The sequence below is a fragment of the Sphingobacterium sp. UBA1498 genome (assembly GCF_002325125.1).
Lineage (GTDB): Bacteria > Bacteroidota > Bacteroidia > Sphingobacteriales > Sphingobacteriaceae > Sphingobacterium.
Map to the genome: position 1 here is coordinate 99,688 of NZ_DCRG01000023.1, position 17,637 is coordinate 117,324.

General features: G+C 42.4%; 12 protein-coding genes. 5 read left to right on the forward strand and 7 right to left on the reverse strand.

Annotation, left to right across the window (positions count from 1 at the left end):
- The first annotated feature begins 5 nt into the window (after positions 1 to 5).
- Entirely contained in the window at positions 6 to 1,475 is a 1,470-nt protein-coding gene (locus B3139_RS13660; RefSeq protein WP_293883981.1) for a glycine--tRNA ligase, read from the forward strand.
- Positions 1,476 to 1,565: 90 nt separating this feature from the next.
- Here the strand turns inward: B3139_RS13660 and B3139_RS13665 are convergent, their stop codons facing one another.
- The 5 genes from B3139_RS13665 to B3139_RS13685 form a co-directional block, all read right to left on the reverse strand.
- The gene (locus B3139_RS13665) at positions 1,566 to 3,008 is read right to left on the reverse strand and encodes a hypothetical protein (protein WP_293883983.1); all 1,443 of its coding nucleotides are present in this window, start codon (positions 3,006 to 3,008) and stop codon (positions 1,566 to 1,568) included.
- Positions 3,009 to 3,258: 250 nt separating this feature from the next.
- Complete coding sequence (locus B3139_RS13670) at positions 3,259 to 4,119, reverse strand: helix-turn-helix domain-containing protein (protein WP_209578144.1); 861 nt, start codon at positions 4,117 to 4,119, stop codon at positions 3,259 to 3,261.
- A 65-nt stretch (positions 4,120 to 4,184) separates the two neighbouring features.
- A complete protein-coding gene (locus B3139_RS13675; RefSeq protein WP_293883985.1) occupies positions 4,185 to 5,387 on the reverse strand; it encodes a DUF4369 domain-containing protein in 1,203 nt (400 codons plus the stop codon).
- Entirely contained in the window at positions 5,374 to 7,713 is a 2,340-nt protein-coding gene (locus B3139_RS13680) for a glycoside hydrolase family 95 protein (protein WP_293883987.1), read from the reverse strand. The genes B3139_RS13675 and B3139_RS13680 overlap by 14 nt, the downstream gene beginning before the upstream one ends.
- Entirely contained in the window at positions 7,703 to 9,586 is a 1,884-nt protein-coding gene (locus B3139_RS13685; RefSeq protein ID WP_293883989.1) for an alpha-L-fucosidase, read from the reverse strand. Before B3139_RS13685 ends, B3139_RS13680 begins: the two co-directional genes overlap by 11 nt.
- 325 nt (positions 9,587 to 9,911) lie before the next feature.
- On the opposite strand from B3139_RS13685, the gene B3139_RS13690 reads away from it, so the two are divergent.
- Positions 9,912 to 11,084, forward strand: coding sequence for a trans-sulfuration enzyme family protein (locus B3139_RS13690; RefSeq protein ID WP_293883991.1), 1,173 nt, complete (start codon positions 9,912 to 9,914; stop codon positions 11,082 to 11,084).
- Positions 11,085 to 11,162: 78 nt separating this feature from the next.
- Here B3139_RS13690 and tpx read toward each other — a convergent pair whose 3' ends face one another.
- Positions 11,163 to 11,663, reverse strand: coding sequence for a thiol peroxidase (gene tpx / locus B3139_RS13695; protein ID WP_293883993.1), 501 nt, complete (start codon positions 11,661 to 11,663; stop codon positions 11,163 to 11,165).
- A gap of 147 nt (positions 11,664 to 11,810) precedes the next feature.
- On the opposite strand from tpx, the gene B3139_RS13700 reads away from it, so the two are divergent.
- From B3139_RS13700 to B3139_RS13710, 3 genes are all read left to right on the forward strand, one after another.
- Positions 11,811 to 13,037: an OmpP1/FadL family transporter gene (locus B3139_RS13700; protein WP_293883995.1), complete on the forward strand. Its 1,227-nt coding sequence runs from the start codon at positions 11,811 to 11,813 to the stop codon at positions 13,035 to 13,037.
- 22 nt (positions 13,038 to 13,059) lie between these two features.
- Positions 13,060 to 14,388, forward strand: a complete 1,329-nt coding sequence (locus tag B3139_RS13705; protein WP_293883997.1) for an SGNH/GDSL hydrolase family protein — start codon at positions 13,060 to 13,062, stop codon at positions 14,386 to 14,388.
- A gap of 148 nt (positions 14,389 to 14,536) precedes the next feature.
- Positions 14,537 to 14,953: an OsmC family protein gene (locus tag B3139_RS13710; protein WP_293883999.1), complete on the forward strand. Its 417-nt coding sequence runs from the start codon at positions 14,537 to 14,539 to the stop codon at positions 14,951 to 14,953.
- Positions 14,954 to 15,094: 141 nt separating this feature from the next.
- Here the strand turns inward: B3139_RS13710 and B3139_RS13715 are convergent, their stop codons facing one another.
- The gene (locus B3139_RS13715; protein ID WP_293884001.1) at positions 15,095 to 17,464 is read right to left on the reverse strand and encodes an outer membrane beta-barrel family protein; all 2,370 of its coding nucleotides are present in this window, start codon (positions 17,462 to 17,464) and stop codon (positions 15,095 to 15,097) included.
- Positions 17,465 to 17,637 lie beyond the last annotated feature (173 nt).

Here is a 17,637-nt window from a genome sequence, read left to right on the forward strand (position 1 = left end):
CACTTATGAGCAAACAGACAGACGACTTTTTCAAAAGTGTAGTATCACACGCGAAGGAATACGGTTTTGTATTTCAATCGAGCGAAATATATGACGGATTAAGTGCCGTCTACGATTATGGTCAATTAGGTTCGGAATTAAAAAACAACCTAAAGACGTATTGGTGGAAATCCATGGTGCAATTGCACGAAAACATTGTTGGTATTGATGCCGCAATTTTCATGCACCCTACGACATGGAAAGCCTCTGGTCATGTTGATGGATTCAACGATCCGATGATCGACAATAAGGATTCAAAAAAACGTTACCGTGCTGATCAATTGATCGAAGATAAAATTGCGCGTTATGAAGCTGATGGTAAAACGACTGAAGCAACAGCACTATTAGAGTCGTTGAATACCGCATTGAATGCAGACGATCTAGCCGCTCTGAAAAGTATTATTGAAGAACATAACATTGTATGCCCAGTCTCAGGGACCAAAAACTGGACTGAAGTACGTCAATTTAATTTGATGTTTGCAACCCAAATGGGTGCTATGGCTGACGGTGCAGATCAAGTGTACCTTCGTCCTGAAACTGCACAGGGTATTTTCGTCAACTTCCTGAACGTACAAAAAACAGGACGCATGAAAATTCCTTTTGGTATTGCCCAAATTGGTAAAGCTTTCCGGAATGAAGTAATCGCACGTCAGTTTATTATGCGTATGCGCGAATTCGAGCAAATGGAAATGCAATTTTTCTGCCGCCCAGGCACGGAACTGGAATGGTACAATAAATGGAAAGAGACTCGCCTGAAATGGCATTTGGCTTTAGGCTTCGATCCTTCCAACTACCGTTACCACGATCACGATAAACTAGCACACTACGCCAATGCGGCTGTTGATATCGAATTCAACTTCCCATTCGGCTTTAAAGAAGTGGAAGGTATTCACTCGCGCACAGATTTTGACCTGAAACAACATCAGGAATTTTCTAAAAAGAAAATGCAATATTTTGATCCGGAGATCAATCAAAACTACATTCCGTATGTGATTGAAACGTCCATTGGATTGGACCGCCTTTTCTTAACTGTATTATGTAACGCCCTGGTAACGGAAGATCTTTCTACGGAAGAAAAACAAGATTCGCGCGTTGTATTGAAATTCCCTCCAGCATTGGCTCCGGTAAAAGCTGCAATTTTACCATTAACCAAAAAAGATGGTTTGCCAGAAAAAGCGCGAGAAATATTGAATACGCTGAAATTGGATTACAATGTTCAGTACGACGAAAAAGATGCTATCGGAAAACGTTATCGTCGTCAGGATGCTATCGGAACGCCGATCTGTATCACAGTTGATTACGATTCTTTGCAAGACAACACTGTCACGATCCGCCACCGGGATACTATGGCACAAGAACGTGTTGCCATTGCCGATCTTGAAAAAATAATAAATGACCTAGCTGGTTGGAATACCATGCTAAAAAAATTAATATAGCCAAAATGCTATAACAGAAAAAAGGTGTCNNGACACCTTTTTTCTGTTATAGATGTAGGGAGGCTAGATGGTAGATGAAAAAAGCTTTACTTAGTATGCTATCACAATATGATCATCCCAACGCTCGTTCTTCAAGATCTGGAAACCCAGTGCTCCATGGGCAGATTCCAACAATTTGCCCTTAAATTGTATTTGAACATTGTTTCGGATTTCGCTACCTAATTCAAATGTACGTAGTAACTGACCTGACCTGAAAACGCGGAACTGATATTTAATGACCTTGTTTTCTAAATAATAGCCCATAAATTGATTGAAAGAAAAACTTTGATTTTCTGCTGTAAAATGTGGGACTATAGTCAACATACTTTTATCGAGCTGATCATTACTTCGTGCTATAAAGGGATAATAATGAAATGCAGGATGAAGCTGCTCCACCTGTATACTATCTATTATACTTAGATCCTCCGTGTCGGTAAATGTCAGTTTAACCTCGCTGTAGATCCGATTTAAGTTCAATACCCGCTCGGTAACACCCTTCACTTCAAAAGTATCCCGACCGGCAAATAACTCTGCAGACTGTTCAGAAAAAGGATTCGTAGCATAGAAGTGTTCAAAATCAGCGGCCTCCGACATCACCAGAGGCAATGTTGAATTTTTGGCAATCAGGCTCAGATAGTAGGTGCCGTTCGGCAATTCTAAATCAAAAGCGTCCTGCGAGTTAAGCACCCCTGAGGTAACCATTGCCTTTGAATGCGCATCGAAAACATGATAGTAAAATTTGCTGGGTAGCGCTTCTGGATTTACTTGACCATAAATCATCAAATTATCCATCTTAAAAGTGCCTGTCGTTGCACTATAACCGGCTCCACCATCTCTATTTCCAGCCAATAGTGAAATTTTCAACCAAAGCTCCTTACTGTACCCTAGGGGTATATCTGCCAAAGAGGTGTTCACGGCGACTTTTCCTGACAACGATAGATTTGAGGGATACTTGATGGTATCTGAGAGCAGCGAAAAATTATTTCCCTTATCCAAAGAGTAACTCAATAAGAGCGCCCTTGGACCTGTGCTTGAGCTATTTGCATCAAATACCCAGCTGCCTATGGAACGAATACCTTGGGTAGGAATTTTAATCAAGATCTCTCTAGCACCTTTGAAACTAATGGCTTTCCCCGTTGTGGGCCAGCCGGCCAGAAAATCATAATCTGTCTTTCCATCGTTGTAATCGATTAAGATACCTTCATCTAGCGCAGCCTCAGGAATGGTGTTGCTGTTGTCAAAGGTCCAATGATACAGTAGTAACTCGTTTTCGGAAGCGGTTTTGCTTAAGGCAGCCCGATTTGTGCTTGTTGCTTGTTTTTTTAGCGGAGTAACAATCGTTTCAAAATCCTTGATCTTGAATTTTACGGCATGAATTGTTTCATTGTTTTCATCGGGAAGTTTTGCATGCTTTTTACACGAAGGCAATGCGGCTAAAACCAGGATGAATACACCCGAAAGAATTCCCCAAGTTGACTTGGATTTTCTTTTCATAAATATAAATGATTTATAAGTTAATTAACCGGCAGAATAAAATTAACTCATAAATTATTTAAATCCAAAATAGTAACCAAAATGTTACAACTCATTTTTGCTTTTTGGGAATACCGCCGCTGATTTACAAAGTTTGGCTGGATTATTCGTACAGTGAAGATCAACGTCATCTTTCACGTTTAATTGCGCTTCCAATGGGACCTGATGCGTGTCTGCCAATTGCGAACGACTCGCTGAAACATCAAACGCGCTAGTCGCGCATGCGGTGTTCCTGCAGGTATTCACTCGGCGAGAGTTTGGTTATTTTTTTGAATACCCGATTAAAATTCACAACATTATTAAATCCCGTCTTAAATGCTATGTTCGAAACGCTTTCCGAAGATTCATCTATCAACATTTTACAGGCGCGTTCAATGCGGATTTCATTGAGAAAAGTAACATAGGTTTTCCGGGTATGCTTTTTAAAATACTTACAGAATGCATGTGGTGTCATGTGTGCTACCGCAGCGATATCTTCCAGGGAAATCTTGTCTCCAAAGTGCTGAAAAGTATATTGGAATATTTCGTTGATCCGCAATCCTTCGGCATCTGAAAACTTCTTTTGTGGGATACCGGTATACAGTGAAGTCCATTGATCTACTTTTTTACTCAAAAAATTAATCAGCTTTACCAACGACAGCAACCGATCGATACCGTCACTTGCATTGATCTGCACAAACTTTTCTTTCAATGCTACAGCATATTCCGCATCCAATTTTTTACTGACATTAATGTGTTCCAAAAAATACTTGACATCATCAAATTCAGGGAAGTCCAAGAATGATCTAAAATGTTCATAGTCGAAAAAAATATGGATGGCATGAATACCATCCTTTACATCCTCTCCCGTTTTGAACATATGCGGTTCATCCGCGTCCACAATATAGATTTCATCCTGCTCGAAACTGTGCGTAAAGTTGCCGATCATAAACGTTCCCCGCCCCTTTAAAATATAGGTCAGCTGGATCTCCTTGTGCCGGTGGTAATTGCTGTAAAATGAAGGCAGGATGTCTTCCTGCACACAAATAGATCCTTGGTAAACTACCGGAACTGTAAATTGAACAACTTTCATTAGGTATAGAAATAACAAATATTAAACAGTTATTTCAAATATAGGGCTTTTTAAGACAATAAACGTTAATTTTTAACAAGAAATTCCCTTACCTTCCCAAGAAACGGTGGCATCGCTGGATCTTCACCGCTCAAAGATAAGATCTGGAGCGTCTCCGGATTAATCCACAAATAGCTTGGTGTGCGGTCTATCCCAAAATTATTTTCCATCATAGCCTGATCGTTGTAGTTTAAAAAGTAACTCTGTTTTCCCAGGGCAAGATCTTTGCTTGCTTTCATCCATTTGTCCAGATCCTTATCCAGCGAAAAGTAAATAACCTTTACCCCTAGGGCATTCAGTTGCGCTTCCTTTGTCCGAAGCATCTTGATATCAGCTTTACTATTGCTATTTGATGCTTTCCAAAATGCGGCAATCAACATTTTTGATTTTGAAACATCTTTCAGGTTCAGCGTATCCCTTTGCACATTCATCGGCGTTATCGATGGGAACACCGGCATATTTTCATAAAAATCTTTCACCTTATCGACCTTTTCCCTGGCAAATTTGAAATAAGGGTGTTTCTGTAGTTCAACATCGAAGCCCTGCAATGCCGCATCAAATTTCTTATAATTTGTCTGGTCGAGCGATACGTACTTAAAAAAATAAGGCAATAGCAAGGAGGAACGGTGGGTACTGTCGAGAATAAAATCGGCATAAAGTGTGCGTGGGTTAAATGCGCCAGTGCCGCTCAACCGCTGTATTTCATCCACTGCTTTTTCATAAGAACCGTCGTTTCTTGCTGCCATCGAAGGCAACTGACTCTCCAGCTGCTTTATCCGTTGACTTTTATTGGTGCTTTTACTTTTTTCTTCCTGTTCACGCTGTTGATATTTCGCATTGAACTGCATAAAATCTTTAGCATTGGAAGAAGATGTCGTCAACGTAAATTTCCCATGTTCTTCGTTCAGCTCGTAGTCGCTTCCACCTTCGAGAACTAACGTGTAAGGCTCCATTCCCTTGATCTGGATATCGTAAAATCCCGCCATAGCCAATTCGCCTTCCAGAACAAATTGTCCATTAGTGACCTGCGTTTTTACAAATTGCTGCAATGTATTGTCGTGATCCACGAGGCTTACCTGCGTCCCATCCGGGGCAGTGGTTTTTCCGGTGATCGTGTAACTGAAACTCTTCGCTATTGCCGCTTTCTTTTCCGATTCTGTGCGTTGGGAACAGCTTGTTGTCCCCAAGGCCAACACAGCTATCAAACACACATAGTTAACGCACTTCATAATCCCTGTAATTTCCATTTTCAAATAGTCGAATCTTTCCTTTTTTTCCTTTAATCTGCAATGCGGAGACTTTCCCATTCTCCCATGTGATATCTACGGTATAATTTCCTCGGGCCTTGAGACCTTTAACTTCCCCTTTTGGCCAAGCTTTGGGTAAGGCAGGCAATAGGTGGATATAACCATTGTGGCTCTGAATGAGCATCTCGGCAATCCCTGCTGCTCCACCAAAATTTCCGTCTATCTGGAAAGGTGGATGCGCGCAGAACAAATTGGGGTAAGTGCCCGCTCCAACACCTTGGTAAGTCGTTTCATTGCGATATGCCGGTTTGAGTAGCTGTCTTAGAATCTCGAGCGCATGATTTCCATCCTGCAGTCTTGCCCAGAACAATATCTTCCAGGCTCTCGACCAGCCTGTTCCTTCATCCCCACGTACAGCGAGCGTCTGACGCGCCGCTTCAGCCCATTCGGGCGTTGTTTGTGGCGATATAAATGCTGCTGGATATAGGCCATATAAATGCGATACGTGCCGATGTTTAGGTTCAACTTCCTCATAATCCTCTAGCCACTCCATCACGCGCCCAGATGCGCTAACGACCACAGGCGGTGGAATATTTTTTAACTTCAATTTGAGGCTATCAACAAAAATGTCTTTCTTTTTAAGAATAGCATCTGCCTGAATCAACGCCTGATACAATTCCCGAACGATCTGGTTATCAATTGTAGGGCCCATCACCACCGCAGCAACTTTCCCATTGGGCATCCGAAACGCATTTTCTGGCGATACCGACGGCGACGTCACCCACCACCCTGTTTTAGGGTCTTGAACAAGTGTGTGATCGTAAAACACGGCAGCTCCTTTTAATATCGGATAAATCTCGCTGAGGTAACTTTTATCACCGGTAAAGAGATAATGTTCCCAAAGATGGTTACATAGCCAGCCCGAAGCCGTACTAGCTCCCCAGGAAGCTTGCTCGCCCGGAGCAGAATATCCCCATACATTGGTCATCATATAAACCACCCATCCCGGTGCATTATAGTATGCCTTTGCGGTCTGTTCACCCGTCTTAGCAATACGCTTGATCAGCTCGATAAAAGGCCGATGATATTCCGTCAGGTTGTTGACCTCTACTCCCCAATGATTCATCTGTGCATTGATGTTGAGATGATAGTCACCATTCCACGGTGTATTGATCTCATTTGCCCATAGGCCCTGCAAATTAGGGGGAAGTGAATTTGTATTTTTCGGAGCAGCACTTGAAATATTCAAATATCTCCCAAATTGGTAATAAATCGTCGCCAGATCTGGATCCTGTACTGGATTTTTGTAGAAATTTGCTATCCGTTCATTCGTAGGAATAGTATCATTGGCTGCATTGCCAAATAGGTTGAGTTTTACCCGATTGAAGATCTTTTGGTACGCAGCAAGATGGTTGCGGTATATTTTTTGTTCATCAGCGATTTTTGCCGCTTCCACATTTGCCTTGACAACAGGTATTGGATTCTTTCCATAATAGGAAGTACTTGCGGAAAAATAGATTGTGAGATTGCCCTTTACCGATACTTGCAAAACCTGATCCATTTTGCTGATCTGCAGATTTTCACCTTTTACCCGAATTAAGCCGACAAACTTCAGGTTTTTACCACCTTTTCCATCGGGTAATGATCCTTCAATTAGAATTCCATCATTCAGTAGGGTGTACCGGTCGATATTTTCTTGGCGCTGGAACGATAGGTCAACCTTCTGTACCTTATCTTTCGGTTGGTTCAGTTGGATAAGTCCAACATTTTTATCAAAGGATGTATAATAGTTTCGTTGGAACTGCTGCCCGTTTATTTTAAATGAAGTTTGCGCAGACGCTGTCGCTAAGTCCAATGAGCGTTTGTAGTCTTCCACTGTTCCGGCTGGCAATTTATAATCCAGTAATAGGTTGCCGAACAGTTGATAACAGCCATAGGGTACATTTGCTCCGTTGCCAAATCCAGAACCCTTTCCTTTCGTAACAAAAGTTTCGTTAACCAGCTTTTCGGCCTCATCATTTTTGCCCGCTTTAAGTAGTGCCTGAATGGCGTCGACATTTTTATAGGCCTCATCCTTATTGGGATCCTCGGGGCTACCCGACCACATGCTGATCTCATTGAGTACAATTTTTTCCTGATGGGGATTGCCATCCGGCATCATGCCGATAAGTCCGTTTCCCAGTGGTAAAGTTTCTTCCCAGACTTTAGCGGGCTTATTATACCAAAGTACAAGCGGCTGTTGCTGAGCAAAAAGCATCGTGGTATGACTGGCACATACCACGATGAGCATTAAAATTCTATTTACCATACAATTCAAATTCTGCTATGGCTAATTCGCTGCCTTCTATAAAGTGCTTGGGCTCAAATTTGATAAACTTGGTTGCGCTATTGGTATCAAAAAACACCTGTTGTAAAATTGGGTTTGCTTTAATATTAGAGAACTCTCCTTCTTTGGCGACAGTCCATTTTTTACCGTCGGCACTGGTAGATATGCGATACTGTGTTGGTGTGCCAACATGCTTTCCATCTTGACGAGGAAGGAAGCCGATACCAGAAACAGGTTTGTCTGTGGAGACAACAATTACGCCCTGATCGGCAACTGTAGCGAAAGTATTCGCCTTTCCATCCAACATATAGGCATTGGCATTAGATCTGCCGGTTTTAATCTGAAAACCGCGTAGCTTTTTGACTTCTTCTGTGCGAAAGGCAAATGGCTCATCATATTCCTTAAACAATCCAAAATCACTGAGCGTAATCGCTACAGGCGCATAAACATATAGCCTTAATCGACTTGCAGTCTGCGGCTGTTCCAATTTGATCAGGCGGTTTGCACCAATGCTTGTTGCTTTGGCTAAGGGCTTCCAGCTGTTATTTTCCCATCGCTCAACGAAAACACTATCGATACGTTGCCCCAGCTTAATATTCTCCCTTAACTGGATAAGATCAAATTTAGCCGGTGATTGTAATTTAATTTCTAGCGTAGCCGATGTTTTGGCATCGTCTGTTGCCCAATAGCTATAGCGGTCGTCATCGATAATAAACGCTGTACTGTAGGTTTTACTGTCGTCATTACGTGTATTTGATGCTGTAATGCTTGCCCCTTTGGCTAGATTTGTACGGAAAGTTTCCTTCACTTTTTTTCCAAAAGCCTGCAACGACTTCACATCGTGCTCATGTAATGTACCGGAGGGCATCGGTGCTAAGCCCAGGTTCATGCAGGCTCCCCTACCTACAGATTTCAGATAGATTTCAAACAGTTCGTTCGGTGTTTTTACGCGGCTATTTTGCTCCTCATGGTAAAACCATCCGGGGCGTTGAGGCACATCACATTCAGCAGGTATCCAATATTTACCATTACGGTCGCCCGTTTCGGCATTGTGTGATTCTGTTGCACCCGGAACAGCGACTTTTCCGTTTAACCCAATGGGCGTAAAAGTTGCCCATGATGTTTCGGCCGCATATCCTCTTTCATTGCCAACCCAACGCATATCCGGACCGATATCTGAAAAAATCACCGCCTGGGGCTGTAATTTACGTACGATAGGCCAAGTTTTTTCATGCCACTCATAGTAAGTTGTGCGATCGATGATGCGCTTCCCTTCATGTCCACCATAGAAGCCATCCCCACCATTTGCGCCATCATGCCAAGAGGTAAACAATGGACCATAATTGCTCATTAATTCAGTGAGCTGTTGCCTATACGCATCGGCATAGGCTGGAGTACCGTAACGTTCATCGTGACGGTCCCAAGCAGAAAGATATACACCAAATTTCATCCCATTCCGGTGGGTCGCCTCCATAAAGTCTTTGACCATATCACCTTTTCCATTTTTCCATGGTGAAGCGGCAATACTGTAAGATGTCGTCTTGGTTGGCCATAAACAGAATCCATCGTGGTGTTTTGCCACACTAATTAGCCCCCGGAAACCACCGGCCGCTGCAGCTTGCGCAATTTGGTTCGCATCAAAAGCCGAAGGATTAAACAACGCAGGCTGTGCATCACCGTAACCCCATTCTTTGTTTTGGAAAGTTGTTGGTGTATAATGGATCAAACAATACGTTTCCATCTCCTGCCACTTTAATTGACGCTCTGTCGGCAAAGCCCCATAAGCTTTTAAAGTATCTGACTTGGCTACAGTTCCGCTGGAAAGTAAAATGGAAGATAACAAGATTGTCAACATAGTCTTTATTTATGTGCTAGAAAATTAGGTTGTAAAGCCCTAAGATAAGAAGTTTTTACAAAATGCTGTATGTAACATTTGCGTACGATTGTAACCCCAAAATCACTTCGCGGATAAAAAGTCTTGAATGTTAATACCGCTAAGCATACCCGACAATCGCTTGGTCCGACTGAAACTATGGCAATTCAATAGCAACTATGATCCACTGTGAGCAGGCAAACAAGTTTAACATGCAGAAAAATACCCTTGGAAATCTGATGAAAATAAATGATTTCACTACTTAAAAATGTGGATATAAAATTTTCATCTCGTACCTTTACATATCATGAAACAAGATCAATCTAAAATCATACGTGAACAGGTCGATCGTTCTGCACTTCGCGAACATTCGACCCCCTTATACCTTACATCAAGTTTTATCTTCGACAGCGCTGAACAAGGTCGGGCGGTCTTTGCTGGCGAAGAGGATGCGATGATATACTCCCGTTATGCCAACCCAAATACTTCAGAATTCATCAACAAAGTGTGTATTCTGGAAGGTGCAGAAGCAGGGTTATCATTTGCGTCCGGTATGGCGGCCGTATTTGCTTCCTTTGCGGGAATTATTGAAAGTGGAGACCATATCGTTTCTTCACGCGCAATATTCGGGTCTACTCACCAGTTATTTACGGAGCTATTCCCCCGCTGGGGAGTGACCACGACTTATGTGGATGCAGCAAATCCCGAAGAATGGGAAAAAGCGATCCAGCCCAATACAAAAATTATCTTTCTAGAATCTCCCTCTAACCCCGGGTTGGAATTGGTGGATCTGGAATGGTTGGGTAAGTTCAAAGAGAAATATCCCCATATTATCCTTTCGATCGACAATTGTTTTGCCACACCTTATCTCCAGAAACCCATTCAGTATGGATTTGACCTGGTTATCCATTCGGCGACGAAGTATATGGATGGGCAAGGCCGTGTTTTGGGTGGGATTGTTGTCGGCAAACAAGCGCTTATCGACAAACTGATGTTCTTCATCCGTCATACAGGTCCGGCGTTATCCCCATTCAATGCCTGGATCATATCGAAAAGTTTGGACACTTTGGGCATCCGTATGGACCGCCATTGTTCCAACGCATTGGCTTTGGCTATAGCTTTGGAACATCATCCAGAGATTGAAGATGTCAAATATCCATTCTTGCCCAGCCATCCACAATATGAACTGGCCAAGAAACAGATGAAAGCCGGTGGTGGCATTGTAACGTTGGTTGTCAAGGGAGGCTTCGAGCGCGCAAAAGCTTTTGTGGACCAGTTGGAGATGATTTTATACACGTCCAATCTGGGTGACTCAAGATCGATCGCTACGCATCCTGCTTCCACCACACACTCTAAACTATCCGAAGATGAACGCCTCAATTTAGGCATCAAACCCGGCAGTATCCGTCTATCGGTGGGTTTGGAAGATCAACAAGATATTATCAACGATATCTTGCAGGCTTTGGAGAAAACAAAATAACAGCGAAGAAGCTCCACTTAAAATCAAAAACGCCTTCACTTATTGCGAAGGCGTTTTTGATTCGTTCTGCCATCGCCTTTAATTCAAGGAAGCAATGGCTGCAGCATAATTGGGCTCGTCTGCAATTTCCGCAACTTGCTCTTCATACAATACCTTTCCGTTTTCATCCAATGTGATGACCACACGGCTCAACAGACCTGCCAAAGGACCATCGGCGATAGTCAATTGATAAGCATCAGAAAAGTTTGAATCTTTATATTCTGATAATGTCACCACATTATTTAAACCTTCTGCTGCACAAAAACGTCCTTGCGCAAAAGGTAAGTCTTTGGATATACACAATACGACCGTGTTATCCAACTGAGAAGCCTCTTGATTAAATGCACGTACAGAAGCAGCACAAGTTCCTGTATCGACACTAGGAAAAATATTTAACACAATTTTTTTTCCTTTAAAGTCTGCAAGAGACTTATCGGAAAGATCGCCTGCAGTTAATTTAAAATCAGGTGCTTGCTCGCCAACCTGAGGTAAACTGCCTTTTGTATTTACTGGAGTGCCTTTAAATGTAATTGTAGCCATATAATTATGATCGTTTAATTTTGTTATCCTTGCACTTAAAGGTACGAGCAAAAAAAATATTACACAACATTTATTAATTTTAGTCAAACATTTATTATGTTAGCATTGTATTTGAAAGAGGAATGTTAACCAAAAATAAACACTAGTATGAAGAAACTACTATTCTCAATACTTTGTGCAAGCCCGTCACTCCTGTTTGCACAAGGATCTCAAGTGAATCTACAAAGTCCCAAAGCTGTGGGAATGGGGGGAGCAGGTTCTGCTTACTTTTTAGATGAGTCTTCCATTTTTTATAGTCCGGGTGCTTTAGCAAAAATGGATCATAACGCCATTTCCGTTGCTGGGAATGCTGTCATGTACAAATCTGCCTTTCAAGAGGTTGGAAGCACCGTTGTTTACAATACTAGAAATCAAATATCCACTCCTTTTTCAGTATTTGCTGCATTTGGGCCTAAAAATTCCTGGTGGAAAGCCGGTATTGGAGTTTATACACCATATGGTGGGGCTGTCGATTGGGGAAAGGATTGGGTTGGTAAATTCAGTTTAGTTAGCCTTTCGCTACGCGCAATCTATATTCAACCTACATTAAGTTTCAAACTGACTGAAAATTTTAGTGTCGGTGGTGGTTTCGTCTATAACGTCGGTACGGTAGACCTGGAAAATTCAGTTCCTGTATTCTATCCGGATGGTCATGCAGGACTTGCAACCTTAAAGGGCACCGGTACAGGTACAGGTTATAATGTGGGTATCCACTACAATTTAGAAGATGAATTTTCCATCTCTTTAAGTTACCGCTCGAAAGTTGTCACTAAACTTAAAAATGGGGATGCAACTTTTGACGTGCCGGAATCGGTGGCAAGTAATTTTCCTGCGGGTAACAAATTCAGTGCTGAGTTACCTCTTCCATCCACTTTTGCTGCCGGAATAGCCTTCCCGCTTTCGGAAAAGCTAAAAATGGCGATCGATGCAACACTAATCAATTACGACATTTATAAGGCACTGGATTTTGACTACAAAGAAAATACGCCTGTCTTACAAGATACGCATTCGCCAAAAAATTATGATAAAGCAGGATCGATCAAAGCAGGTTTGGAGTATATTGCCTCCGACCGTTTGCAATTGCGTGTAGGAGGGGGCTATATCGCCACTCCAGTACAACAGAGCGCCTATGTTTATCCAGAGACACCAGATAACACCCGATATTTAATCTCTGGGGGTTTTACAATAAAACCATCCCCAAAATTTGACGTCACAGGTTCTTTTGCTTATCAGCGTATCATGGCTCGCCAGTCAACCAATATTGAGAGCCGTCTTTCGGGGACTTATGCGACTAATATTTTTGCTCCAGGCATTGGTGTAAGCTATAAATGGTAATTAACAGCCAAATTTGACTAAGATGAAAAAAAACAAACTTTACATAGCCGCGGCATTAGCACTTGTAGCAATTGCCTCGTGCAAACCTTCTTTGGAGGAGTATACACCTTCGGCGGGATCGCTTAATTTTTCAAAATATGTTGCCATCGGGAATTCATTGACGGCAGGATATGCAGATGGGGGCCTTTATCTGGAGGGGCAAAAGGTTGCTTACCCCAACTTAATTGCTGAGCAGTTAAAACAAGTAGGTGGCGGGGAATTTAAATCGCCGTTTTTCAGTGAAGATCAAGCCAACGGTTCTGGCTACATCACCCTTACAGCACTTGTCAATGGACAGCCCGTGACGGCACCTGTAACGGATAAACTTGCCTACAGACCTGGTTCAACAAAACTATTAACGAAATATACTGATCCTGTCAATAACCTCGGTGTACCGGGTATGCGGATGGATCTTTCTATGGTAGCAGGCATGGGCTCAACTGCCGGCAATCCGTATTTCGAGCGCTTATTGCCCGACGGGGACGCCTCGAAAACGTATTTCACCTATTCAACGACACAAAACCACACCTTTTTTAGTTTTGCACTGGGTAACAACGATGCTTTGGGTTGGGCAACTAACGGAGGAGTGGTCAATATGAATCCAACAACGAATCAGCCCGATCCAACAACCGTATTGACTGAAACAGCTCAATTTACGGCGATTCTCAATGGCTATGTGCAGGCACTGACTGCCGGCGGGCAAAAAGGTGTATTGGCCACCATTCCAGATGTAACCGCAACACCTTATTTTACAACGGTTACCCGTGCGGCTCTGCTAGCGGCTGTCAACGCAACAAATCCGCCTGCGCCGGTAACGAATATTTATATCGCTACGAAATCTGGATCTCGTGCAGCGACCGATCAAGATTATTTTGTACTTCCTTTCTTGTCTGCAGGACTATTGGGTAAGCCAAACGCAGCACAGATTCCATATGGTTTACGTCCCGAAAATCCTGTTGAAGACAAATACGTGCTTGATGTAAGCGAAATAGCAACAGTTGTGAAGCGGATCAACGAGTACAATGCAGCCATCAAAGCTGCTGCAGCTTCAAAAGACCTCGCTTTAGCAGACGTACATGCATTCCTAAACAATGTAAAAGGTGGTGTTCGTATCAATGGATTAGCCGTTAGTGCCAAATACATCACTGGAAATGCATTCTCTTTGGATGGCATCCACCTCACGCCAATTGGGAATGCCCTCATGGCAAACATCTTTATCAGTGCCATCAATTCTAAATATGGATCGAAGATCCCACAAGTTGACGTAGCCAAATATCGCGGTGTTAAACTGCCAGATACCGTCACAAAATAAACAGTGACCAACATACTGACAAAAGGCAGACGAATAATCGTCTGCCTTTTTGTATATTTGTGTTGCACAGATTTTAGTTAGATCTGTTATTATCAATGAGGGCTATTCGCTAAAATTGGTGTGCAAAAAATGAATAAAATATGTTAAGATGAAAATCAAATTAAACCGCGTCAACCAGGCTGTGCATTTCGAAGCCAGCAGCGAATTATCTTCGGTCAAAGTCAACATCGATGGTTCAGAAGCGATCGGCGGCGAAGGAAAAGGTGTTCGCCCCATGGAATTGGTGTTAATGGCACTGGGTTCTTGTAGTGTCTTCGATCTCCATAGCATACTGGTAAAACAACGCCAACAAATTGACGATATCCAGGTTGAAGTGGAGGGTAAACGCCGGGAAGAAATACCACAGGTATTTACAGCTATACACATCAATTTCTTCTTAAAAGGTGAAATTGATGAGGTAAAAGCAGCTAAAGCGGCTGAACTGGCCGTTAAAAAATATTGTTCTGTACATGATATGTTGTCCGCGGGTGGTATCAATATCACGTATTCTTTGAAAATAAACTAAGAAAACACTTTTCTGACATCTGATTGTACTCCACATCAGACGTGGAGGACGCTTGCTTTTAATTCTTGCCTTATTCATTTTCTTTATGGATATAAAGTTACAGTGATATGAAGAATTTGATTTTGTAAGAATTCAACAGATTTACAGGCGGTTCTGCTCTTCTGTTTTTGCGGGCTGATTGTTACTTTTGACTTTCTGATTTCCAAAATGGTACCGCAGCGTCAGATTCACCTTTCTGGTATCCCGATAATCTTTATAAAAGTTATTTTGATCGGCATATTTGGAGGATATGGTCATTTTTTCCGTTTTAAAGATGTCCATAAACGATAGATTTACCTCAAACTTGTTTTTAAAGAATTTTCGATTTGTCATCACATAGGTACTGGAATAGCCAGTTATTTTAAATGGCCCCTGGATGGTGGGCGATGTAAAGGTATTGCCGAGCTCAAGATTCCAGCCTGCTTCTTTGCTCAAGACATAGCTGCTACTTATATTTCCGTTGCCAATATATACATCGTTCTTGTGCAGCACATCATCAGTCCCCATAAAGTAATTCTCATTGTACATTCCCTCTAGCTGCAGGTTCATTCCCCAACGTTCAGTAAACTGAAAACTCTTACCCAGGTCTATCCCTGCTCCCTGCCCCTTTTTAATGTTGGTATAATGATAAATCAGCTGGTGGTTGACATTATCCTGCAAGGCTATTTCCATATTGGGCCACTTTTCAAATCGGTAGAATAGATCAATATTCCAGTTGTTTTTGGTCCACGTCAGATTCAGGTTATGCACGATCGTAGCCCTTAAACGGGGATCTCCCTGAAAGTATGAAAAACGATTGTAGTAGGATTTTGCGGGATTGAGCCAAGAATAGGAAGGACGACTGATCCGCTTTCCATAGGAAAAACCTAACTGCTGATTTTCCGTCAAGTCATATTGCATATAAAATGTCGGGAAGAGCACAAAATAATCCTGTTTATTGATATCTTCTGGTTCTGATACAATGCCCTTCAAGTTGGTATATTCTCCTCTTAATCCTGCTTTCCAGCTCCATTTTTTCCAGGTATAGTCCAATGAACCATAAAGAGCTACATTCCGTTCTTTGTAATCAAACTCACTGCTCTTATCCGGCCTATGCTCCAACTTGCCCGATTCATCATCAGTGAACACAAGACTGTTTGTCGTTGTAACATCGCTAAATTTCCCTCCAAATTCCATCCCAAGCTGCTTTACTTTACCGGAAAAATCGACCTGTGAAGAAAAGAGCCTATTTTTATTTCCGTTGTTGCTAATAAATCGTGTATCCCTGGGTTGTTGATCCTTAAATCTCAGCGCGGTGAGCACATCCTGATTATTTGTCGAATGATGGTCTGTAAAGTAAGAAGACCAATTTATACTCCAGCTGGCGTTAAGCTTCTTAATGACCTGGAGATACATGTTCTTTGTCTCTGTAGATGACTCATGATCATTTGTCGTGAGGTAACTCGACTGTTGAATACGGTTGCTATCGTAAATGACAGTTGGCACCACGTAGGTACCGTAGGCTTTGGGGCCATAATATCCATTTAGCCCTCCGCTAACAGTCCAGGTTGAATCGGGTGTGTATTCCATCGAAAGCACATAGCTGTTCTGACTGTTATTGGTATCAAATCGATCCATCACACCTTCCCACGAGGTTTGCTCATTGGGATAATACACATAATTCGTTTCGTAACGTGCATAAGTTCCCCTTCCGAAATTATAGGTGCCCCGAACGTTGATTTTTTCATTTCTATAATACTGGGTCAGCCCAAACAGTTGCTTCCAGGTACTGCTTTTCTCGGCCAACGCAACCGCCGAACCCCGATATCCATAGAGGTTCGATTTGGAAAGTTTAATATTGATAATGGTACTGCCCTCGGCTTCATATTTTGCAGGTGGGTTGGTAATGACCTCAATCGATTGGACATCGCTGCCCGCCGTATTCTCGAGATAGGTTTTCAATTCCTCCCCCGTGAGCATAACTTTTCGTTCATTAATCAATACAACAATATTTTTGCTCCCACGGACCATTAAATCTGAGCCATTTGCCATCACTAATGGCGTCCGTTTCAAAATGTCCCAACTGTTGAGCGCCGAAAGATTAGAATGCTGCACGTTAAATTCCAGGCGGTCCAACTTGCGGATCAATCTCGGCGCCCGCCCGACAACCTGTGCTTCTTCGAGTACTTTTGATTCGGGAATAAGTTCAAGTATCAGAGGGCGAGCAATGGTGTCGCTACGGAAAAAGTGCTCCTGAGGTCTAAAGTTAAGATAAGTGGACCGTAGATAATAGCTGCCAGAATGATCCAGCGACAGCATAAACGTTCCAAGATGGTCAGTTTTCACTTCACGGATAGCTTGATAGTTACTATCCAATAGCATAACGGTTGCACCTGCTAATACAATTTTGTTTGTATCCTGCACTTGTCCCCCGATCTTTGTCTGTGCTGAAAGCACTAAAGGGAAAGCGAGAAAAAATAGGATTGATTTCATGTACAAATAATTAGTCTTTAATTTCATTAGCGCATACCTGGATTGTTATATCCATTAGCTGTGCTGTCAAACGCATGCTTTTTTGTGGTTATCCGCATTTGACAGTCACTGAACTTTTACACGCTTCCGATGGCTCAAAATTGTCCATCTCCGTAGTAAATAATGGTTAATGA